This is a genomic window from Gilvimarinus algae (assembly GCF_030518215.1).
GTDB lineage: Bacteria > Pseudomonadota > Gammaproteobacteria > Pseudomonadales > Cellvibrionaceae > Gilvimarinus > Gilvimarinus algae.
Map to the genome: position 1 here is coordinate 209,059 of NZ_JAULRT010000047.1, position 20,808 is coordinate 229,866.

The 20,808-nt window shown below is 58.9% G+C and carries 21 protein-coding genes and 1 tRNA gene; 12 read left to right on the forward strand and 10 right to left on the reverse strand.

The window, feature by feature from the left end:
* Positions 1-7 precede the first annotated feature (7 nt).
* From QWI16_RS07260 to hemA, 6 genes are read right to left on the reverse strand one after another with little or no spacing between them, the layout of a single operon-like run.
* Positions 8-1,135, reverse strand: a complete 1,128-nt coding sequence (locus tag QWI16_RS07260; protein ID WP_302712124.1) for a M48 family metallopeptidase — start codon at positions 1,133-1,135, stop codon at positions 8-10.
* Positions 1,136-1,147: 12 nt separating this feature from the next.
* Positions 1,148-2,470 (reverse strand): YjgN family protein, encoded by a 1,323-nt coding sequence (locus QWI16_RS07265; RefSeq protein ID WP_302712125.1) that lies wholly within the window; start codon positions 2,468-2,470, stop codon positions 1,148-1,150.
* Positions 2,471-2,493: 23 nt separating this feature from the next.
* Positions 2,494-3,255 (reverse strand): HesA/MoeB/ThiF family protein, encoded by a 762-nt coding sequence (locus QWI16_RS07270; protein ID WP_302712126.1) that lies wholly within the window; start codon positions 3,253-3,255, stop codon positions 2,494-2,496.
* Positions 3,248-4,087: a peptide chain release factor N(5)-glutamine methyltransferase gene (gene prmC, locus QWI16_RS07275; protein ID WP_302712127.1), complete on the reverse strand. Its 840-nt coding sequence runs from the start codon at positions 4,085-4,087 to the stop codon at positions 3,248-3,250. Before prmC ends, QWI16_RS07270 begins: the two co-directional genes overlap by 8 nt.
* Entirely contained in the window at positions 4,087-5,169 is a 1,083-nt protein-coding gene (prfA, locus tag QWI16_RS07280; RefSeq protein WP_302712128.1) for a peptide chain release factor 1, read from the reverse strand. The genes prmC and prfA overlap by 1 nt, the downstream gene beginning before the upstream one ends.
* Positions 5,166-6,443: a glutamyl-tRNA reductase gene (hemA, locus tag QWI16_RS07285; protein WP_302712129.1), complete on the reverse strand. Its 1,278-nt coding sequence runs from the start codon at positions 6,441-6,443 to the stop codon at positions 5,166-5,168. The genes prfA and hemA overlap by 4 nt, the downstream gene beginning before the upstream one ends.
* Before the next feature lie 136 nt (positions 6,444-6,579).
* Between hemA and QWI16_RS07290 the strand changes: the two genes are divergently transcribed.
* The 8 genes from QWI16_RS07290 (at position 6,580) to QWI16_RS07325 (ending at position 13,282) form a co-directional block, all read left to right on the forward strand.
* Positions 6,580-8,337 (forward strand): tetratricopeptide repeat protein, encoded by a 1,758-nt coding sequence (locus QWI16_RS07290; RefSeq protein WP_302712130.1) that lies wholly within the window; start codon positions 6,580-6,582, stop codon positions 8,335-8,337.
* A 17-nt stretch (positions 8,338-8,354) separates the two neighbouring features.
* On the forward strand, positions 8,355-8,966 hold the full coding sequence (gene lolB / locus QWI16_RS07295) for a lipoprotein insertase outer membrane protein LolB (RefSeq protein WP_302712131.1): 612 nt from the start codon (positions 8,355-8,357) through the stop codon (positions 8,964-8,966).
* The gene (gene ispE / locus QWI16_RS07300; protein ID WP_302712132.1) at positions 8,959-9,801 is read left to right on the forward strand and encodes a 4-(cytidine 5'-diphospho)-2-C-methyl-D-erythritol kinase; all 843 of its coding nucleotides are present in this window, start codon (positions 8,959-8,961) and stop codon (positions 9,799-9,801) included. The genes lolB and ispE overlap by 8 nt, the downstream gene beginning before the upstream one ends.
* A gap of 8 nt (positions 9,802-9,809) precedes the next feature.
* Positions 9,810-9,884: transfer RNA gene (locus QWI16_RS07305), tRNA-Gln, on the forward strand.
* Between the two features lie 213 nt (positions 9,885-10,097).
* Positions 10,098-11,027, forward strand: a complete 930-nt coding sequence (locus tag QWI16_RS07310) for a ribose-phosphate pyrophosphokinase (protein ID WP_441294556.1) — start codon at positions 10,098-10,100, stop codon at positions 11,025-11,027.
* 98 nt (positions 11,028-11,125) lie between these two features.
* Positions 11,126-11,761, forward strand: a complete 636-nt coding sequence (locus QWI16_RS07315; protein WP_302712133.1) for a 50S ribosomal protein L25/general stress protein Ctc — start codon at positions 11,126-11,128, stop codon at positions 11,759-11,761.
* A gap of 22 nt (positions 11,762-11,783) precedes the next feature.
* Entirely contained in the window at positions 11,784-12,365 is a 582-nt protein-coding gene (gene pth, locus QWI16_RS07320) for an aminoacyl-tRNA hydrolase (RefSeq protein ID WP_302712134.1), read from the forward strand.
* Between the two features lie 92 nt (positions 12,366-12,457).
* A complete protein-coding gene (locus QWI16_RS07325; RefSeq protein ID WP_302712135.1) occupies positions 12,458-13,282 on the forward strand; it encodes a peptidylprolyl isomerase in 825 nt (274 codons plus the stop codon).
* Here QWI16_RS07325 and QWI16_RS07330 read toward each other — a convergent pair.
* The gene (locus tag QWI16_RS07330; protein WP_302712136.1) at positions 13,266-13,625 is read right to left on the reverse strand and encodes a DUF6164 family protein; all 360 of its coding nucleotides are present in this window, start codon (positions 13,623-13,625) and stop codon (positions 13,266-13,268) included. The two genes, QWI16_RS07325 and QWI16_RS07330, sit on opposite strands and share 17 nt — an antisense overlap.
* Positions 13,625-14,065, reverse strand: a complete 441-nt coding sequence (locus QWI16_RS07335; protein ID WP_302712137.1) for an acyl-CoA thioesterase — start codon at positions 14,063-14,065, stop codon at positions 13,625-13,627. The genes QWI16_RS07330 and QWI16_RS07335 overlap by 1 nt, the downstream gene beginning before the upstream one ends.
* Positions 14,066-14,153: 88 nt before the next feature.
* On the opposite strand from QWI16_RS07335, the gene QWI16_RS07340 reads away from it, so the two are divergent.
* Positions 14,154-15,989, forward strand: a complete 1,836-nt coding sequence (locus tag QWI16_RS07340; protein ID WP_302712138.1) for a cation:proton antiporter — start codon at positions 14,154-14,156, stop codon at positions 15,987-15,989.
* 1 nt (position 15,990) lies between these two features.
* On the opposite strand, the gene QWI16_RS07345 is transcribed toward QWI16_RS07340, so the two are convergent.
* Positions 15,991-16,806, reverse strand: a complete 816-nt coding sequence (locus QWI16_RS07345; RefSeq protein ID WP_302712139.1) for an ATP-grasp domain-containing protein — start codon at positions 16,804-16,806, stop codon at positions 15,991-15,993.
* Between the two features lie 132 nt (positions 16,807-16,938).
* Here QWI16_RS07345 and QWI16_RS07350 point away from each other — a divergent pair, with 132 nt between their 5' ends.
* Positions 16,939-18,321 carry a YihY/virulence factor BrkB family protein gene (locus QWI16_RS07350; RefSeq protein WP_302712140.1) on the forward strand — a complete coding sequence of 461 codons (1,383 nt, stop codon included), beginning with the start codon at positions 16,939-16,941 and terminating at the stop codon, positions 18,319-18,321.
* Between the two features lie 18 nt (positions 18,322-18,339).
* Here the strand turns inward: QWI16_RS07350 and QWI16_RS07355 are convergent, their stop codons facing one another.
* Positions 18,340-19,659, reverse strand: a complete 1,320-nt coding sequence (locus tag QWI16_RS07355) for an alkaline phosphatase (protein ID WP_302712141.1) — start codon at positions 19,657-19,659, stop codon at positions 18,340-18,342.
* 107 nt (positions 19,660-19,766) lie between these two features.
* Here QWI16_RS07355 and QWI16_RS07360 point away from each other — a divergent pair, with 107 nt between their 5' ends.
* Entirely contained in the window at positions 19,767-20,477 is a 711-nt protein-coding gene (locus QWI16_RS07360; protein WP_302712142.1) for a DUF6445 family protein, read from the forward strand.
* A 62-nt stretch (positions 20,478-20,539) separates the two neighbouring features.
* A complete protein-coding gene (locus tag QWI16_RS07365; RefSeq protein WP_302712143.1) occupies positions 20,540-20,806 on the forward strand; it encodes a DUF4212 domain-containing protein in 267 nt (88 codons plus the stop codon).
* The last annotated feature ends 2 nt before the right edge of the window (positions 20,807-20,808 follow it).

A 20,808-nucleotide genomic window follows, 5' to 3' on the forward strand; every position in this document is an offset into this window, starting at 1 on the left:
GTTCTGATCAGAGACTGCGAAAATCTTCCAGCCGCTCTTCTAGCTCCGGGTGGGTCGATAGATAGCCCATCCAGCTGCTGTCCGTGTCTTCGCCCTGCTCCGCGGCGAGTGTTTCGCACAGCGCCAAGTGCTCCTTGTCAGAGAGCTGCTCGTAGCTGACATCCTCTTGCTCATCAATCAGGTAACGACAGCGCATGGTCTCGCCCAGGCGTTGCATAACATCCACAAATGCCTGACGATCAATACCGGCGCGATCGAGGTACTCGGCAGAAAACGCATCGGCCTCGGATTCGTGACCGCGTGAATAGGCCAGCGTGGTTGCCAACACCGGTAAACCAATCAGCAAATCGCCCATGGCGCTGCCATCACCCACCAAGGTGACGTAGACAAAACCGATAACGGCGTTTTGAATCACCGCCCGCAAACTGTGGCGCAGCGCGACATGGCCAATTTCATGAGCCAGTATCGCGCCGCGTTCGTCCGCACTCTTCGACAGCTCGATCATCTGGTCGGTAAAAATAATCGTGCCATCGGGCAGAGCAAAGGCATTGGCGCCTATCTGCTCGCTGCCTTTGCGAAACTCCACTTTCAGCGGCAGCTCGGGAAACTGCGCCAGCACGGGGGCAAACTCCTCCCGCACCTGGTTGCGGGTTTGCTCGGGCAACTCGCTCGGCGAGAAATGCATACGATCGAGCAGGCCCAGGGTTTCCTTGGACACTCTGTCCAGGGTGTCTTGTGGCAGGCTAAACGCGATCACCCGGGCCGTGGCGGGCACGCCATAGAGGGCACCGGCCCAGGCCAGACCCACCAATAACACCGCCGAGCAAACCACCAGCCCTAGGTGCGACTCCAGCTTGTGCAACACGCCCCTCCAGCGTCCCGGCTGCCACTGGCGCTGTAGCTGATCCACGGCCGCATTGTCGGTGGTTTCAAAGGCGGCCCCACTGGCAAAGCGAACAAACCGCGCGCTGTTGCCAAGGCGCGATGACAGGCTCACCGCGCTGGCGTGCGCTTCGCCCAACAAGGAGTGCGCGGCTTGATCGCGCACCTCAAGCTGGCCGTCGTGGGCCACCGCCAGAGTTGCCTCGGTGGACTTTGAGCTTTTGCCGTCGTACCAGCGGCCATGAATCTGCACAGGCGCCTCCGGTTAAAAGCCGATTTCAATATCGAAAAGATCACCCACAGATTCAGCCAGGGCATTGACCTTGTCGCGCTCATCCGCCACCAACTCATCCATATCACCGACAAACACCGCCTGGGTGTAGGTGGCTTTAAACTGGGCCGTGCGCACCTTGGCCCAGGGAATAAACAACCCGAGGGTAATCAGCGTCATTAAGGTGTTGCTCACCAACAGCCAAGTGTAATCTTTCAAATCCCAGTTTGCACTCAGCGCATGATCTTTTAAGGTGATGGCGTTGTAGTTGACGTTGGCCAAGGCCACAACAAAGTAGGCAAAGGCAAAAAAGTAGGCGATCAGTGTCAGTCCCATCGCCACAAAGGGATGGACCAAACCGCCGAGAATGGCCGCGATACCACCCACGACAATATAGATCCCCAAGGTCAGCAGGAAGACTTTGTAGTACTCACCCACGGTAGCGGAAAACGCAAAGTCCGTGGTGCCATAGCCATGGCGACGATAAATGAATTTTTTCTGCTGATAGTAGGCGTAGGGGAAGAGCACGCCGAGTGTAATCAATCCCAAAAAAGGCCAGAGCAAATAGGCCATAGCCGCTTCCCCGACGCGACCGCGAAACGAAAAGGGCACATTGCGATAGCTTGAGTAGCGGGCGTTAAAGCGCAGGGATTTACAGATAACCCAGGGCAGAAAAAACGCCAGCAACAGTGCCATGATCAAGCCGCCGACCAGACTGACTTCACCCACCACGGTGTAGACCACCAAAAACACAAACGCGATGATGCGTCCGATAAGAATCTTGACCGGGTCGGCCGTGTAGGAAAAACTCACATCGTCCAGGTAAGTATTGCCGTAGAAGTACTGCTGGTTGCGCACCTTGGCCCAAGCCGAGTAGATGCCCAGGGTCACAATAGAAAGGACGATGTTGACGATCCAGATTTTAAAATATTCAAAACCATTGCCGGTAAACACAAAGGGCACCTCACGCGGCTCGCCGGCAGCGGCCGAGGAGACGGGCGGTGCCTGGGGCGCTTCGCCTCCCCCAGCGTCGGTGGCACCGGGCGGTGGTGCAAACGCCGAGGTATCCAGCGCCGGTTTGGGCTCTTCGAGCATGTCGCAGGCAACACCGACTTTGGACAGGCGATCCAGGTACTGCTGAGCCTGCTCCTTTGATAAACCGGTTTTTAACACACGCCTGGGTTTGGCAAAAATCGCTTCGACTTTGTCGGCGGGTAAATTAAACAACTTGGCAAATCCCGCCTGCGCTTGCACATCCACAACACCGGGCAAGGCCCCCAGCAATACAATTTTATAAGTGGTTTGATTATTATCCATCGTCCCTATTCCACGTTCTCTTGTTATTGATCTCTTTGCGCGCACACCGGGCACTCGGGGTCCTTCGGCAGACGCATTTCTCGCCACTGCCCTCTGAAAGCATCGTAAAACTGCACCCGACCCGCCAGGGTTTCACCCAATCCAGTCAGCAACTTTATCGTTTCAAGGGCCTGAACGGAACCAATGATGCCCACCAAGGGGGCGAGCACACCACTGGTTGCACAACTGAGCTGTTCATCGCGCTGCTCCTGGTACAGACAGCGATAGCAGGGGCTCGCCGCCTGCCGCGGATCAAACACGGCCACCTGCCCTTCCAGAGCGATAGCGGCGCCGGAAACCAGCGGAATACCGGCCGCCACGCAGGCGGCGTTGAGAGCGAAGCGAGTGGTAAAATTATCCGAGCAATCCACGGCCACCTGCACGCCGTCCAGCGCCCGGGTCAGCGCCTTGGTGTCCAGGCGCTTGGCGAGCAAGGTAACCCTGACATCCGGGTTCAACTGCGCCAACGCCTCGCGCGCCGATTCGGCCTTGCCCTTGCCGATGGCGTCTGTGCGGTGAATGATCTGCCGCTGCAGATTGGATAACTCCACCACATCGTCATCGGCGAGGATCAGCTCGCCCACTCCGGCGGCGGCCAGATACATGGCCACCGGCGCGCCCAACCCGCCGAGGCCGAGCACCAATACCTTCGATGACAACAGTGCCTGCTGCCCTTCAATGTCCACACCGCCCAGCATAATTTGGCGGGAATAGCGCAGCAGTTGTTCGTCGCTAAGATCAGCCATGAGGCCAGGCTCCACAGGTGATTCGCTCATGGCCGGCGAGGTCCAGGTGAGTGCGAACGGCCTCATAACCCAGCCGGCTCAGCAGATCCCGCACCGCCTGCCCTTGCTGCCAGCCGTGTTCCATTAACAACCAGGCGCCGGGATTCAAAAAACCGCGGGCCCGCTCGGCAATCGCGCGCAGATCATCGAGCCCGGCGCCTCCGGCCACCAGCGCCGACGTGGGCTCGAAACGTACATCACCCTGTGCCAGGTGCGCATCATCGGCATCAATGTATGGCGGATTGCTGACAATCAAATCAAAACCTGGCTCGCCCTCAAGGGCGGCAAACCAGTCACTCTGAAGGACGGTGATTCCCAGCTGCAAGCGCCGGGCGTTTTCGCGTGCCAGCGCCACCGCCTCTGCCACCCGGTCCACGGCCAGCACTGTCCAGCGCGGTTTTTCTTTCGCCAGCGCCAGCGCAATGGCGCCGGTGCCGGTGCCAAGGTCGAGGGCACGGGCCTCGGCCGGCAGCGCCAGAGCCAGCGCCTGCTCCACCAGCAATTCAGTATCGGCGCGGGGTATCAGGGTGTGCCGCGCCGTCTTCAGCGGCAGTGACCAGAACTCCTGCTCACCCACCAGGTAGGCGATGGGCTCGCCCCTCTCGCGGGCCGCCATTAACGCCTCAAAGTGCTCTTGCTCGGCACCGGCCAGGGTCGCCTCGGGCCAGGTGTAGAGATAGCTGCGGGATTTGCCCAGAACCCAGGCCAGCAGCACTTCTGTGTCCAGCCGGGCACTGTCGCTGACGTCATTCAGTCGCGCTGCCTGTCTGAGCGCCTCGGCGACTGTCAGCATCAATCGGCCAGTGCCGCCAATTGGTCGGCTTGGTATTCGTGGGTCAGCGGTCCCACCACTTCATCCAGCGCGCCCTGCATGACTTCGTCCAACTTGTAGAGCGTGAGGTTAATGCGGTGATCAGTCACCCGGCCCTGGGGAAAGTTGTAGGTGCGAATGCGCTCGGAGCGATCACCGCTGCCCACCAGCAAACGCCGCTCTTCCGCCTTGGAGGCGGCGGCCGTTTCTTCCTGAGCACTTTTCAGTTTGGCGGCCAAAAGGCTCATGGCTCGCGCACGGTTTTTGTGCTGGGAGCGTTCGTCCTGGCACTCCACTACGATGCCGGTGGGCAGGTGCGTGATGCGAATGGCCGAGTCGGTTTTATTGACGTGCTGACCACCGGCGCCCGAGGCGCGAAAGGTATCCACGCGAATGTCGCCCTTATTGATGTTCACCTCTTCGAGTTCGTCCGCCTCGGGCATCACTGCCACGGTGCAGGCCGAGGTGTGAATCCGCCCCTGGGACTCGGTTTCAGGCACACGCTGCACCCGGTGGGCGCCAGATTCAAATTTAAGACTGGCGTAGACATTGGTGCCGCTGACCCGGGTAATCACTTCTTTAAAACCACCGTGCTCGCCAGGGTTTTCACTGAGCACTTCAATGCGCCAACCGCGCTGCTCGCAATAACGCGAGTACATACGCAGTAGGTCACCGGAAAAAATCGCCGCTTCGTCGCCACCGGTACCGGCGCGAATTTCGAGAAACACATTTTTATCGTCATTGGGATCTTTGGGCAGCAGCAGCGTCTGCAACTCCACTTCCAGCTCCGCCTTGCGCGCCTCGCCGGTGTCGATTTCCTCGCGCGCCATCTCGCGCAGCTCCGCGTCGCCCTCATCCAGCATGGAGTGGGCCTCCTGCAGGTCATCCAGCACTGTGCGGTAGGCGTTGTAGGTGGCCATCACCGGCTCAAGCTCAGCGTACTCCTTGGACAGCTCGCGAAACTTATCCTGATCGGTAATGATGTCACCATCCGATAAAAGCGCACTGACTTCTTCGCTGCGCTCGCTGAGTTTGTCCAGTTTTTCCAGAATTGACGCTTTCATTCAGTCTCGCTGTTATCAATGTCGTTTTGGGTAATGGCAAAAAGTTCGTGGGCCAGGCGCACCGTATCATACTGGCCATTGGCGCTCGCCTCGCGCAGGGCCGTGGTGGGGGCGTGAAGCAGCTTGTTGGTGAGGTTGCGGGCCAGCTGGCCGGCGACTTTTTCCGCATCCACCCCCGAGCGCAATAGTTTGATGGCCTTTTGCAGCTCCTGCGCGCGCAGCTCATCGGCTTTTTTCCGATAGGCCTTGATGGTATCCACCGCATCCAGCGCGCGCTGCTCGCGCCGATAGGCCTCCACCCCCAGCTCGATAATATCCAGGGCGCGACTGGCAGCCTCTTCGCGCCCCTTGCGGTTCTGATCAATCACCGCCTGCAGATCGTCCACCGTGTAGAGGTAGACATCGTCCAGCTCGCCCACCTGCTCCTCAATATCCCGCGGGACGGCAATATCCAGCATAAACATGGGCTTGTGCTTGCGCTTTTTCAGCGCTTTTTCCACCGCGCCCTTGCCCAGTAGCGGCAGCTGACTGGCGGTGGATGAGATCACAATATCGGCGCGGTGCAAACACTCGGGGATCTGCGACAACAGCACCGCCTCGCCGTCGTGTTCACTGGCCAAGGCCTGCGCCCGATCCAGCGTCCGGTTGGCGACCATCAGGTGGCGCACGCCTTGCTCCTTTAAATGACGAGCCACCAGTTCAATGGTTTCTCCTGCGCCGATGAGCAAAGCCGTGTCCTGTTTTAAATCCGAGAAAATCTGCTGCGCCAGGGTGACCGCCGTATAGGCCACGGACACCGGGTTCTGGCCAATGGCGGTCTTGCTACGCACTTGCTTGGCAACCCCGAAAACCTGCTGAAACGCCGCGTGCAGGCAGGCACCCACGGCGCCGGCCTCACGCGCCTGCGAGTAGGCGGACTTCATCTGCCCGAGAATCTGAGGCTCACCCAGCACCAGCGAGTCCAGCCCGCCGGCCACTTTCATCATATGGCGCAGAGCGTCGTCGCCCTGCCACAGATAGTGACAGCGCTGCAGCTCATCGGCGCTGATGGCGGTGTGCTCGACCAGCCACTGCAGCAGCAACTGGCTATCGCCATCGCACTCGGCGTAGACCTCGGTGCGGTTGCAGGTGGAGAGGATCGCCACTTCGCGGGCACCGGCGCGGCGAATAGCCTCCGCCAGCGCCGGGGTGATGGCCTCGGGCGCAAAGGCAACCCGCTCTCGAATATGGAGAGGAGCGGTTGTATGATTGATGCCAAACGCCAATAATGTCATGCAATGAACAGTCGGTGCCGATGATAAGGGGCGTCATTGTCCAGCTAGCAACGCCCGCTGACAAGAGGCATTTTACACACCTGCCGCCCCCTGTAATGGCTTCAGGTGTCGCAGATACAGAGTTTGGGAAGGTCAAATGAAAGCAGTATCCATGGTGGCATCGGCGCTGATCGTCGCCGGACTTTTCGGCTGTGCGACGCAGCCACCCGAGCCCCCCAAAGAGCCGGTCGCCACTGCGCCGGTCGAACCAGAGCCACCGACACCCCTACCGCCGCGCGCCTTTACCAGTGACACTCTCTATGCGCTGCTCAGCGCTGAAATCGCCGGCAGCCGCGGCCGTTTTGATGTGGCACTGGCCAATTACCTGCAGCAGGCGCAGCAAACCGGCGACCCCCAGGTGGCCGAGCGCGCCTACATGATTGCCCGCTACCTTGGCGATGAGGATGCTGCACTGCGCTCCGCCGGCATCTGGGCCCAGGCCGATCGGGAAAACCAGGACGCGCAGGCGGCCGCCATTCTCACCCTGATTGAAGCCGACCGCTTACTGGAGGCCTTCGAGGCCACCAAAGGCGCCAACACCCGCGATAATGGTGCCCTTTTGCAAAGCATCGCCGCCAACGCCCAGCAGGTGACCGATACCCAACGCGAGCTGCTGCTGGAGCAATACCAGCAACTGCGCAAGAGTGACCCGGACAATGCCTCGCTGATGATTGGCACCGGCCTGCTACTGCAGCAACAAGGCCGCGCTGAAGAGGCCCTGGCATTGGCCGAACAGGCGATGGCCAAGGCACCGGACAACACCCACGCCCTGGTGCTCACCACCGGCCTGCTGCACCAGCTCGAGCGCAACGACGAGGCGCTGGCGTTGATGGAACAGCGCCTGGCCGCCGAGCCCGGCAACACCAGAGCCCGCTTGCAATACGCGAGACTCCTGAGCTTTTCCGATCTGGAGGCGGCCCAGGAGCAGTTTCAGCAACTGGCCAGGGGCAACCCGCGCGACCCCGACTTGCAGAGAGCTCTGGCTCTGATCGCCGAGGAGCGCGGCGATACCGAGACCGCTGAGCGCGCTTATTACGCCCTGTTGGAGCTGGATCAAAACACCAGCGCTGCACATTTTTATCTCGGCCGGCTCGCCCAGGAGCGCGGCGACATCGGCGAGGCTCTCAAGCACTACCAGGAGGTAGAGCCTGGCGATGAGTTTGCCAGCGCCAATGCCCGTATCTTTGCCCTCTATCTGGCCGAAGGCAATACTGCCAGCGCCGACAACCACTACCGGCGCCTGCTGCCTTTGCTGCCCGAACCCGAACAAGTGCAGCTGACGCTGGTGTACAACCAGCAACTGCAAAACAGTGATTTGTTAGAGCAGGCTCTCACGTTGCTCAACGACGCGCTGGCCCGAGCGCCGGAAAACAGCACCTACCTCTACGCCCGTAGCATGGTGCACGATCTGCTCGGCCAACATGAACAAGCCGAAAACGACCTGCGCACCCTGCTGCAGTACGATCCGGCCAACGCCAGCGCCCTGAATGCGCTCGGCTACATACTCACAGAGAACACCGACCGCTACGCCGAAGCTTACGAGTACATCAAGCACGCCCTGGAGCTCCAGCCGAACGACCCGGCCACCATCGACAGCATGGGCTGGGTGCAGTACCACCTGGGCAACCTGGATATCGCCCTGCGCTATTTGCGCCGCGCCATGGAGCTCTACCCGGACCACGAAATTGCCGCCCATCTCGGCGAGGTGCTGTGGGTCTCAGGCATGACCGAAGACGCCCGCGACATTTGGCGTCAGGGGTTGGCACTGCAGCCGGACAGCCAATACATACTCGAGACGCTCGAAAGACTGCAGATCGACGCCGAGGGCCTCACCGCAACACCGGCTGATCAATGACGAACTCGCGAAACCTTGTGTGGCGCACACTCGTAGGCCTTAGCCTGGCGGTACTCGCAAGCTGTGCGCGACTTCCCACCCAGACGCCGGAATCGGCACTGGACCGCGCCGCCCACGAGCAGGCGCTGAGAGCCCTGGAGCACTGGCGCCTCGGCGCTAAAATCGGCGTGCGCCTGCCCGGCGACAGCGGCTCGGCCCGCCTGAGCTGGGAGCAAGACGGCGAGCGCTACCGGCTGTCCCTGTCGGGTCCACTCGGCCAGGGACGCATTGACATCGACGGCGACCCCACCGGTGTTACCCTCACCGAAGCAGGCGAGCCTCCCCTGGAGGCCGCCTCAGCGGAGCAGTTGATTTTCGACAGCACTGGCTGGGAGCTGCCGGTCACGGCGCTGCGCTCCTGGGTGCTGGGCCTGACAGAACCCGGCGCACCCGTCGCACAGCTGGAGGTCGGCCCGCTCGGGCTCACCCGCAGCTTTCAGCAAGAGGGCTGGCAGCTGCGCTACGACCGCTACCGCCAGGTTGAATCGCTCTATTTGCCGGGGCTGGTCGTCGCGAGGCGCCCGCTCACCGACGGCAGCGAGATTCGCCTGACCTTGGCGGTACACGAGTGGAGCCTGGAACGTGACTGATTTGAGCCTGGCCGCCCCGGCCAAACTCAACCTGTTTTTACACATTACGGGCCGACGCAGCGACGGCTACCACGAGCTGCAAACGCTTTTTCAGCTAATCGATTACGCAGACCAGCTGCACTTCACGGCGCGCCGCGACGGCGAGATTGTATTGCACACCGCCTTTGCCGGCGTTGCCCACGAAGACAATCTGATCGTGCGCGCGGCCCGCCTGCTGCAGCGCCGGGCGGGCGATGTACCCGGAGCGGATATTCGCATCGACAAGCGCCTGCCCATGGGCGGCGGCATAGGCGGCGGCAGCAGCAACGCCGCCACCACGCTCATCGGCCTCAACCGGCTTTGGCAACTGGGGCTTAAGCGCGGCGAACTGATGCAACTGGCAACACCGCTCGGCGCTGACATACCGGTGTTTATTGGCGGGCAAACCGCTTGGGCCGAGGGCATTGGCGAGCGCCTGACGCCCATCGAAACGCCGCGCCTGTGGTACCTGATTCTCGCCCCCAAATGCCACGTCAGCACCGCAACAATTTTTTCACACAAAGATTTGACAAGAGACACACGCCCCATTAAAGTAGCGGCCTTCTCGCAGGGGGGTGGTCAAAATGACTGTGAACCTCTGGTCAGAGCGCTTTATCCCGAAGTTGATAACGCACTGATTTGGTTGAGAAATTTCTCACCACATGCGAGAATGTCAGGAACAGGAGCGTGCGTATTCGCACCCTTTGACAGCGAAAGCGAAGCGCACAATGCACTGGCCCAAGCGCCACCGGAATTGCCCGGTTTTGTCGCCAAAGGCATCAGCCATTCGCCACTGTTTGATCTGGGTTCTGACTGAGTAACTACTGGGGCGTAGCCAAGCGGTAAGGCAGCGGGTTTTGATCCCGTCATGCGAAGGTTCGAATCCTTCCGCCCCAGCCATATTTTCCTCGGTACCCATTGGCGGCGCAACTCTAGCGCCCTTGCTAGAGCCTGAAGACTAAACTCCCTGACTTCACTCTGGCACTGATGCCGGGATAACATCACAGCACTGTACCCTGGGTACAGTGCTTTTGTTTTATCTGCCTCCAGGCCGGTAAAATAAGCAGGCAAAAAACATTGGACAACGAAAGGGTACCTGACGTGACGGACTTGATGGTCTTTACCGGCAATGCCAACCCCGCTCTGGCGCAGAAGATCGTCGACCAGCTGGGAATGAGTCTTGGCGATGTTTCCGTCTCCCAGTTCAGCGATGGCGAAGTCGCCGTCGAGCTCAACGTCAATGTCCGTGGTCGGGATGTGTTTGTGGTGCAGCCGACCTGTGCGCCCACCAACGACAACCTGATTGAGCTGATCGTTATGGTGGATGCCCTGCGCCGCGCCTCGGCCGGCCGCATTACCGCCGTGGTGCCCTACTTTGGCTACGCCCGTCAGGACAGACGTGTTCGCTCGGCGCGGGTGCCCATCACCGCCAAGGTGGTAGCAGACATGATGGTGGGTGCCGGCATTGACCGACTGCTGACCGTCGATCTGCACGCGGAGCAGATTCAGGGCTTTTTCGATGTGCCGGTAGACAACGTCTACGGCTCACCGGTGCTGCTCGAAGATATCGAGCGGCAACAATTTGAAAATCTGGTGGTGGTATCACCGGATATCGGCGGTGTGGTTCGCGCCCGCGCGGTGGCCAAACAGTTGGGTGTGGACCTGGCGATTATTGACAAACGCCGCCCCAGCGCCAACGTCGCCGAGGTTATGAATATTATCGGTGAGATCGAGAATCGCACCTGCCTGCTGGTGGATGACATGGTCGATACCGCAGGGACCCTGTGCAACGCCGCCCAGGCACTGAAAAATCAGGGCGCCACCCGTGTCGTCGCCTACGCGACTCACCCGGTACTCTCGGGCAAGGCCATTGATAACCTCAATGCCTCAGTGCTGGATGAGCTGGTGGTGACCGACTCGATCCCCCTGCGCCCGAGCGCGCAGCAGTGTGATCGCGTGCGGGTTCTGACCCTGTCAAAAATGCTGGCTGAGGCGGTGCGCCGCCTGAGCAACGAAGAATCTCTGAGCGCGATGTTCCGCTAGTCGGTTCGCTCGGATGTACAGCCGCCCTGTGCGGCATACTGCAACCCCCGCAGAGTTCTGGTCGCGGACCTGCGTGGAATCAACTGAGGAAGTTCACAATGAGTGAAGATTTTGTATTGAATGCCACCAGTCGTGGCGACAAGGGGAAAGGTGCGAGCCGCCGCCTGCGTCGTAACGACGGCCAGGTTCCGGCGATTGTCTACGGCGGTAAGAAAAACCCCGCCAGCATCAGTCTCAGCCACAAAGACCTGGTTAAACAACTGGAAAACGAAGCGTTTTACTCGCACATCATCTCTCTGGTGATTGACGATAAAGCCGAAGACGTGATCCTCAAAGACCTGCAGCGCCACCCGGCCAAGCCGCAGATCGTTCACGCCGACTTTATGCGCGTTTCCAAAACCAAGAAACTCAACACCAGTGTACCGCTGCACTTCTTGAACGAAGACACCTGTAAAGGCGTTAAGCTGCAAGGCGGCAAGATCGTACATAATATGGTGCAACTGGAAATCACCTGTCTGCCAGGCGATCTGCCCGAGTTTATCGAAGTGGATCTGGCCGAGGTGGAAGTGGGTCAAGTACTGCACATCTCCGACCTGAAGCTGCCTAAGGGCGTGACCTCTGTCGAGCTGTCGCACGGTGCTGACCACGACCAACCAGTGGTTGCCGTCAACAAGCCCAAAGGCGTGTCTGACGACGCTGACGAAGACGCCGAAGGCGAAGCCGACAGCGAGTAAGCCCCTACCGGAGCCCGGCGTTATGGACACACCGGTTGAGCTGATTGTGGGCCTGGGTAACCCCGGGCCCGACTATCATCGCACTCGACATAACGCTGGCGCCGATCTGGTGTTCGAACTGGCTCGCCAGGCGGGCACCAGCCTCTCCCCCGACAAAAAATTCTTTGGCGAAGCTGCGCGTATTGCGCTGGGTAATCGCACCGTACATCTGCTCTACCCGACCACCTTTATGAACCGCAGCGGCAAAGCCATAGCCGCTATGGCGCAGTTCTATAAAATCGCCCCTGAGGCCATCCTCGTTGCCCACGACGAGCTCGACCTGGAACCCGGTGTAGCCCGCCTGAAAATCGGTGGTGGACACGGTGGACACAACGGCCTGCGCGACACCATCAGCGCCTTGGGGAACAACAAAAACTTTGGCCGCATCCGCATCGGTATTGGCCACCCGGGGCACGCCTCACAAGTCACCGGCCACGTACTCAAGCGCGCCGGCACTGACGAGCAAACCTTAATTGATGCCGCTATCGACCGGGCTATCGATGTGCTGCCACTGATCGCCAAGGGCGAGTGGAACAAAGCCATGCATCAGCTGCACACAAAATAGGCAACTGCCACCCTCTCTACACTTTCTTACACTTTACACCCTTTGGTTTTGCTAGGCTCTTTCGCCAATAATCACAACCGCAGAGAACCACTATGACTTTGTCTCGTAACGCTGTTGCAGGGATTGCACTGACCATGCTGGCACTGACGCCCGCACACGCCACCACCGTACAGTTTCAAACCGTGATGGGCGACTTTGAAGTTAACCTGTTCGACAAGAAAACACCGGAGACGGTCGCTAACTTTCTGGAGTATGTTGAATCTGGAGCCTACGAAGATACCTTTATACAACGCTCCGTCCCCAACTTTGTCGTCCAGGGCGGAGGGTTTAGCTTCGATTTGGAGGAAGACACGGTAAAAGCTATTCCTGCAAACGATCCTGTCACCAACGAACCTGTCTACTCCAATCAGCGGGGCACGATTGCAATGGCAAAGTTGGGAGGCAAACCCAACAGCGCGACAAATCAGTGGTTTTTCAATCTAGCCGACAACAGTAAGAACCTGGATTCTCAGAATCAGGGGTTTACTGTGTTTGGTCAGGTAACGGGAAATGGTATGGCTATTGTGGATGCCATTGCAAAGTTGAAATTTGGAAATTTCTCGGGAGATGATTTTTTGGGTGATTTCCCGCTTGAAAACATGCCAATACGTAACTACTCGCAAGAAGACTACGACGATAAGCTCGCAGTCACCGAGGATCACATTGTCCTTATACAAAACATCGTCGTTCTCGATGCCAGCCCCGACACCGCGGACGGCTTAAGCCCCAAACTCACCACCAAAAGCAACTCCGGCGGCGACGGCGGTAACAGTGGTGGTGGCGGCGGTGGCGGTGGCAGCTTCGGGCTGTTTGGACTGCTGGCGCTTGCCGGCGCATCCCTGTTCAAGCTGAAACGCCGAGTTACAGCCCGCGTATAAACGGCAGTATCGATAGCGCAAGAATGGCCGCCACCCCCACAAGCCCCAAACACACTTTCAGGGGGTGGCGCTTTAACTGGTGGCCAAAGCCGGTCTCGCCTCTGGCCGCCATAGCCCGATAACACTCCCTCGAGTCACGGGAGAACTCGCGCTGATAGGCCGCCAACAGGCTTGTCGCCTCGTCCAGCTCTTCCTTATGGACCAGCCACAGCCCATCCACACCCAGTCGCCAGCGCCCGGCTTCGGTCGTATAATTGGCAATTCCCGCCTCATCCAGGCGCACGATCATGCCATCGACTTCCTCGGCGCTGGCGCCACCGGTTTTCATCAGCAAGACGGCCACTAGCGCAAAGACTCCAGCAGTTTAATTTCATCGTGCAGCTCAGGGCCGACCAGCGCTTTTTGCTGGGAGTGTTTGTCCAGCAAGACAATGCGCGCAACGCCTGTGGTCACCACCCGCTGCTGTTCGGCGCTCAAAATTTCGTACTCCTGAGAAAACCCGTACTCGTGCAATTCGGTAATCGTACAGCCGACGGTAATATGGTCCGGATAGCGTAGCGGGCGTAAAAAACGGCAACTGGTATCGGCCAACACCGGCAAAATACGGCTCAAGTCAAAGACGCCGCGCCCGGCGACATGGCGCATGTAGGCGATCCGGGCCGACTCAAAATAACGCAGGTAAACGGCGTTGTTCACATGGCCAAAGGCATCCATTTCACCCCACTGGACATCGATGTCAATCGTCACGGGAAAGTTGCGGATAAAATCATCGCGATCGGTCACAAGCAATCTCCTCTGACAAGGCTTCTTCGCCATTTTAGACGCTATCGGCTATGATGAGTAGCCACACTCCCCGTCAACAGGATGATGTATGCACGATACCGCCCTGGCGATTGCGGTCATAGGTATCACCGCGCTGCTGTGTCAGTGGGGTGCCTGGAAGGCCCGCCTGCCCGCCATTCTTTTTCTTCTGATCGCCGGTCTCCTGCTGGGCCCCGTCACCGGCCTACTATCGCCCGACGAGCTGTTTGGCGATTTGCTGTTTCCACTGGTCTCTTTGGCCGTGGCCGTCATCCTCTTCGAGGGCAGCCTGACCCTCAATTTTAAAGAGCTGGGCAATATTTCTACCGTGGTACGACGCATGATCACGGTGGCAGCACCGGTCACCTGGCTGATTGTGGCCATAGCGACGCATTTTCTGTTCAATCTGAGCTGGGAGTTGTCGATTCTTTTTGGCGCACTGATGGTGGTGACCGGACCCACGGTGGTCACCCCGCTGCTGCGCACCGTACGCCCCTCGGAGCGGGTCGCTAACATTTTGCGCTGGGAAGGCATTGTTATCGACCCCATAGGTGCACTTTTGGTGGTGGTGGTTTTTGAATTCATAGTGACCCAAACCCAGGGCGAAGCCTTCAGCCACAGCCTGCTGTTATTTCTCGAAATTATTATTGTGGGGCTGGCCATCGGTGCCGCCGCCGGCTTCGCTTTAGGAAAAATCCTTATCCGTCGGCGCCTGCCGGAATATCTACAAAACCTGGCCACCTTGAGCCTGCTGTTCATGGTGTTTACCTTTTGTAATCACCTGGCTCACGAATCCGGGCTGCTCGGGGTTACCGTCATGGGCATGTGGCTTGGCAATATGCGCGGCGTGCACATTCACAACATCCTTCACTTCAAAGAAAATCTCACCATACTGTTTATCTCAGGGCTTTTTATTATTCTCGCCGCAAGACTGCCCATGGATCAGCTGCTGAGTATAGTGGCGCTGGCGCCTTTGCTGCTGTTACTGGTGATTCAGTTTGTCGCGCGGCCGATTGCCGTTGCCCTGGCGACACTGGGCTCAACGATCAAGTTTCGCGAGCGGATTTTGCTCAGCTGGATTGCCCCGCGCGGCATAGTCGCTGCGGCCGTGTCGGCGCTGTTCGCGCTGCGTCTGGCCGAGCAGGGTTATCCCGGCGCCGAGATGCTGGTACCACTGACCTTTGCCGTGATCTTGGGCACGGTCATTTTTCAAAGTGCCACTTCGCGTCCGCTCGCCAAACTCTTGGGTATTGTCGAGCCGGAGCCCCGGGGCGTGCTAATCCTTGGGGCCAACTCTGTCGCCCGCGCCATGGGCAAGGCACTGCAGCAGCAAGAACTGCCAGTACTGCTGAGCGATTCCAACTGGGAAAACATTCGCGCGGCGCGCATGGCGGGGCTGAAGACTTTTTATGGCAACCCGGTGTCCGAGTTTGCCAGCCAGCGGCTGGAGTTGACCGGCATTGGCAATTTGCTGGCCTTGTCACCGCTGCGTGAATTGAATGTGATTGCGGGTATGCACTTTCGCAATGAATTTGGCATTCACCGGACTTTTACCGTGCGCACCAGCGCTGACTCCAATCAGTCGGAAAAGCATCAGGTATCCACCCAGCTCAAGGGCACGCCGCTGTTTCAGGAAGGTATTACCTACGCCAAGCTGGCGAGTCTGATTCACTCAGGCGCCGAGATCAAAGCCACACGGCTGACGGAGGAATTTTCTTTCGAACACTTCCGCCGCCAGGATCCGGAGGCCATTGTGCTCTTTGGTATCAACGAGCGGGGCAAACTCAAGCCCTATCTCGCTGACGAGGCCTTTAAGCCCGCTACCGGCTGGGTCATTCTCAGCTTGATTCGCTCGGCGCGGGTGCCGCAGTCGGGGAACAATCCCAACGCCCTGGCCGAGCAGTAGCTCAGCAGGCCTCGGGTACCACCGCGATCGGACCGCCCTGAATCTGTCGCGGGGAGGTGCCCGAGCAATCGGCCAGATAGCGGCTGATGGCCTCAGTCAGGGTCGCCCCGCCACCGGGTATGCCCTGGTTGCCAAACAGACGGTTAAACTCCAGCAGGTAGGGATGGCTGCCCACCATGGCGATATCAAAACCCGCATGATCCACCCCCAACCGCTGGGCCACCTGCAGCGCCAGCTGCACCGCCTGAAAGGGTACAGGCGAGTGATCGACAATACCGCCACGAGCCACATTATTGTAAAAGCCCTGCTCCGATTGGTGGCGCCAATAGGCCGCAACCGACTGCTGGCCAACGACAATGACGCGGATATCGCGATCGATCGGCAAATACTCCTGCGCGTAAATCACATCCGTCAAACCCCGGTAGCGGTTATAGTCCGCGCGGTTTTCCACCAGCCAAACGCCCTCTCCCATGCTGGCTTTGGGCAGCTTGACGACAAAGGGTAAATCCATACTCTGCCAGACTCGCTCGGCCTCGGTATCAGTGTTGGCGGTGATCAGAGTAACGGGAGTATGTCCCGGTGCGACCATTTCAAAGGCGCGGGTCATCTCAATTTTATTGTGTCCAATCAGATAACTCGGCAGGCTGGGAAAAATCCGACAACCAAGCCCATAGACCAGTGCGTTGATCTGCCAGTATTCGGGGAACAGTACCCAGTCGGCCTGAGTCAATAAATCACGATGCTGCAGATAGAGCTCTGGCTTGATAAACCGGGCGTTGGCCAGGCCGAGGGTGCGAAACGCGTTGAATGAGATCATTCTTTAACCATCTCAAAAAAAGCGGATATTACCGCAAGCGCGCCACTACGCAAGCATTTTTACCAAAGGCGGCTTGCCATCGCTGGCGGGGCTTCGCTATGCTCGGGACACACCACCGACGAGGATGTCTCCATGGGCAATGAGCAAGGCCAAAGATTCGCGCCAGGCGCTCGCATAGAAAGCGCGCTGCGCCAGCTTGATCGCTGGCTCTGGCAGGTAGAGACGGCCCACCGCTCCCCTCTGCACCAGCGCTTTTGGCACCTCTCGCGGGTGCTGGTGGCGGTGATGCGCGATGTTTTTCGCGGCTATATTACCCTGCACGCCATGAGTCTCGTCTACACTACCTTACTCTCGCTGGTGCCCTTTCTCGCCCTGAGCTTTTCGGTTCTCAAAGGCTTTGGCGTCCACAATCAGCTCGAACCTGTACTACAGAACGTTCTGGCCGCGCCGCTCGGTGAGCGCGGCCCCATCGTGGTAGAGAATATCCTGAGCTTTGTCGACAACATTAAGGTCGGCGTGCTCGGCTCGGTGGGGCTCGGGCTATTGATCTATACGGTGATTTCGCTGATTCAGAAAATCGAGCGCTCGTTTAACGAGATCTGGCGGGTCAGTGAGAGCCGCTCGCTGGCACAGCGTTTTAGCAGTTATCTGAGCATTATCATGATCGGGCCGCTGCTGGTGTTTTCCGCGATGGGCGCCACGGCGGCGCTGATCAACAGCGATGCCGTACAACAGGCCATCACCTTCGCCCCGCTCGGGTGGCTGTACAACTTTCTCAGCCGACTCACGCCCTACCTGATCATCATTGGCCTGTTTACCTTTTTGTATACGTTTATACCCAACACCCGGGTGAAGCTGCGTCACGCGTTTCTCGGCGGTCTGGTGGCCGGCTTTATCTGGCAGACATCGATCTTTGGTTTTACCCTCTTTGTCTCCAACTCCACCAACTACACGGCCATCTACTCCGGGTTCGCGGTGGGGATCTTACTGCTGATCTGGCTCTATTTAGCCTGGCTGATTTTGCTGATCGGCGCCTCAGTGGCTTTTTATTCGCAGCACGCGCAGCAAATTACCCGCTCGCGGGTCAATCCGCCGGCAGCCAGAATCGACGAGATGAGTGGCCTCGCCCTTATGCACCGGGTTGCCAGTCAGTTTGATCAGAGCGGCGGCGGTGTTTCCATCGCCAAACTGGAGTCCACGTTGTCGGTAGGGCCGGAGATTGTCCAGCGGCTGATCAACAAACTGCTCAAGTACAAGCTGGTTGCACTGAGCGGGCCCGACGCCAACGAACTGGTGCCGGCGCGCTCGCTCGATCACATCACGGTGAAAGAGCTGGTGCACATCGTTCGTCAGGAGGAAACCGCCCTACCCTCATCGCTGCAGGGCCATCAGGCCATCAACCATTTGATGGGTGAACTTGAAGGCGCCATGGACAAGGCCATGGGCGAAATGACCCTGGCCGAATGGGTAAGGCACACCCCACCCGTCACAGCAAAGAAGACAGAAGGCGGCTAAAGCCCGGAGCGGCTTAAATCACTCACCAATGACCGCAAACAGTTTGCGCGCCAGCTCGGTATTGTCCTGCTGCCCGGCAAAAGCCTGCGCGCCCGCTCCGAGCGCCATAACGGCTACATCCCCGCCAGTGTGACCCGAGGTGGTCCAGCCGGTCGCGCTGGCCCTGTCAATCTGCGCTAAGACCTGAGCGCGCAAGGCGGTAATGGCGGTATTTTTCACAGCCTCAGTCTCGGCACTGTGCACTTCATCCAGGCGACGGGAAAAACGCTCTTTGGTCTCATTGGTCAGCTCAATACCCGTGATCGACTGCCAGGTGGCGTACCACGGCTTTTGCGCCACCAGAGCGGCCGCCAGGGTGTTCGCCGAGGCTTTAATACCGCGGACAACTTCGGCACGCCAAACGTATTCGCCCTCGGCGCCCATGGTCAGGCCCCCGGTGCTGTGATCGGCCGTGACCACCACCAGGGTCTGCGGATGTTGGCCGACATAGTCTTCTATTGCCTGCAGGGCTACCTCGGCGTCGGCCATTTCCCGCATGGCACAGGCAATGTCATTGGCGTGACCACACCAGTCTATCTGGCTGGCCTCCACCAGCAAGAAAAAGGGTTTGTCCGCCTCCAATAGCTCGAGCGCCTTGCGAGTCAGCACGCGCAACCGGTCCGCCGGGGGCTCGTCGATGGCGAAAGGCAGGCCGCGATCGGCCAGCAGCGCCAGCGCTGGTGCTCGCGTTAACGTGTCCAGGCCGGCAAAGTCCCCCGCGTATTGATAACCGAGCGCTTTAAATTCGTCCACCAGGTGGCGATCGTCGCGCTCGAAATACTGCTTACCACCGCCCAGCAGGATATCCACCCAGGGCTTGCCCTGATAGCGCCGCTCCAGATACTGATCGGCAATCTCATCGTACTTTTGCCGGCTGTCGATGTGGGCGGCAAAGCTGGCCGGTGTAGCGTGGTTGATCTGGCTAGTGGCCACCATAGCGGTTTGATAGCCGCGTTTTTTAGCTCGCTCGAGCAGTGTCTCCACCTCCCTGCCCTGACTGTCCACCCCGATGGCGCCGTTGTAGGTTTTGATCCCCGCGGCCAGCGCGGTGGCACTGGCTGCGGAGTCTGTCACCTGGGTCACATCGTCAGGGTGTGTGCTCGCCGTACCCACCAGATACCGATCAAACCAGGTGCTTTCCAGTGCCGCAGTCGTTGGGTCGTCCTGAAAATGACGATAAGCTGTCAGGTACTCCATGCCCATACCATCGCCAATCACATAGATAATACTGGTGGGCTTGTTTTGCGCGGTCACATGCAGCGCGCACAACATCAGGTAACAGGCAAGGACAACTCTCATGATCACTCCGGGGGTAGATTGCTCGGCTGGGTTTGGGAACGTATAGTGAAACGCTTGCTCACAGCTATGAAATCCTACCTCACAACAATGACAAAATACTAACAGCCATGACGCAAATGCCACCGAGCGCTAATCCCAAAGCGCAGATTCAATGTGTCCACATTGGTAAAGAACAGCAGCCAGTGCTGATCATCGACGATTTCTTAACCGCGCCCGAAGCGCTGATCGAACGCGCCTGTGAGCTTGACTTCGCCCCAGAGCAAAAGCTCTACCCTGGGCTCAGGGCCGAGGCACCGAGAGCCTACACCGATGCCATGGAGGCCATGCTGCCGCCCTTGTTGGCGCGCCATTTCGGTACGCGCGCGGGGGATATCACCCGGGTGGAATCGAGTTTCTCTCTGGTAACCCAGGCGCCGCACACCCTCTCACCCCTGCAGCGCCTGCCGCACTTTGACTCGCGTAACCGCCGTGAGCTGGCCAGCATCTACTTTTTGTGCAACCAGTCGTCACAGCGCTATGGCGGCACAGCGTTTTACCGCCATCGCCACACCGGCTATGAGGCCATCGACGACGGCAGGTTTCCGCGCTACGCGCAATCGGTGGAACAGCACATTCAGGCGAGCGGCCTGCCCGCGGCAGACTATATTCGCGGTGACACGCCGCTGTTTGAGCAAATTGCGGCCTTTCCCGCCCGCTACAACCGCCTGCTAGTGTACCGCTGCACCAGCCTGCACTCTGGTCTGATCGACGAGTCCTTTGATTTTTCCACCGATCCGCGCCGCGCGCGCCTGTCCATCAATACTTTTTTGGTGAATTAGCCCGGCGCAGCGCATTGCGCTACAATCGCCGGGCCCACATAACAATAACCCGGGAGTGTCCTATGAGTTTTGCATCGCAAGACGCCGCGCGTGCCTATTGGCGAGCGAACCTTCGCTGTTTGTTTGTTCTTCTAAGCATCTGGTTTGCCGTCTCCTACGGCGCCGGCATTTTATTCGTCGATGAACTGAACGCTATCCGCCTGGGTGGCTTCAAGCTCGGTTTCTGGTTTGCCCAACAGGGCTCCATCTACACCTTTGTGGTGCTGATTTTCGTCTACGTACGCAAAATGAATCAGCTGGACCGCAAATTCGATGTCGAGGAGCGCTGAGC

Excerpts from the sequence above, each read along its gene's own strand:
- QWI16_RS07350 (WP_302712140.1), top strand. The coding sequence starts at position 16,939 with ATGGGCAATGAGCAAGGCCAAAGATTCGCGCCAGGCGCTCGCATAGAA.
- prmC (WP_302712127.1), bottom strand. The coding sequence starts at position 4,087 with ATGCTGACAGTCGCCGAGGCGCTCAGACAGGCAGCGCGACTGAATGAC.
- QWI16_RS07270 (WP_302712126.1), bottom strand. The coding sequence starts at position 3,255 with ATGGCTGATCTTAGCGACGAACAACTGCTGCGCTATTCCCGCCAAATT.
- QWI16_RS07360 (WP_302712142.1), top strand. The coding sequence starts at position 19,767 with ATGACGCAAATGCCACCGAGCGCTAATCCCAAAGCGCAGATTCAATGT.
- QWI16_RS07265 (WP_302712125.1), bottom strand. The coding sequence starts at position 2,470 with ATGGATAATAATCAAACCACTTATAAAATTGTATTGCTGGGGGCCTTG.
- QWI16_RS07325 (WP_302712135.1), top strand. The coding sequence starts at position 12,458 with ATGACTTTGTCTCGTAACGCTGTTGCAGGGATTGCACTGACCATGCTG.
- QWI16_RS07315 (WP_302712133.1), top strand. The coding sequence starts at position 11,126 with ATGAGTGAAGATTTTGTATTGAATGCCACCAGTCGTGGCGACAAGGGG.
- hemA (WP_302712129.1), bottom strand. The coding sequence starts at position 6,443 with ATGACATTATTGGCGTTTGGCATCAATCATACAACCGCTCCTCTCCAT.
- QWI16_RS07345 (WP_302712139.1), bottom strand. The coding sequence starts at position 16,806 with ATGATCTCATTCAACGCGTTTCGCACCCTCGGCCTGGCCAACGCCCGG.
- prfA (WP_302712128.1), bottom strand. The coding sequence starts at position 5,169 with ATGAAAGCGTCAATTCTGGAAAAACTGGACAAACTCAGCGAGCGCAGC.
- QWI16_RS07340 (WP_302712138.1), top strand. The coding sequence starts at position 14,154 with ATGCACGATACCGCCCTGGCGATTGCGGTCATAGGTATCACCGCGCTG.
- QWI16_RS07310 (WP_441294556.1), top strand. The coding sequence starts at position 10,098 with ATGGTCTTTACCGGCAATGCCAACCCCGCTCTGGCGCAGAAGATCGTC.
- QWI16_RS07365 (WP_302712143.1), top strand. The coding sequence starts at position 20,540 with ATGAGTTTTGCATCGCAAGACGCCGCGCGTGCCTATTGGCGAGCGAAC.
- pth (WP_302712134.1), top strand. The coding sequence starts at position 11,784 with ATGGACACACCGGTTGAGCTGATTGTGGGCCTGGGTAACCCCGGGCCC.
- QWI16_RS07355 (WP_302712141.1), bottom strand. The coding sequence starts at position 19,659 with ATGAGAGTTGTCCTTGCCTGTTACCTGATGTTGTGCGCGCTGCATGTG.
- QWI16_RS07290 (WP_302712130.1), top strand. The coding sequence starts at position 6,580 with ATGAAAGCAGTATCCATGGTGGCATCGGCGCTGATCGTCGCCGGACTT.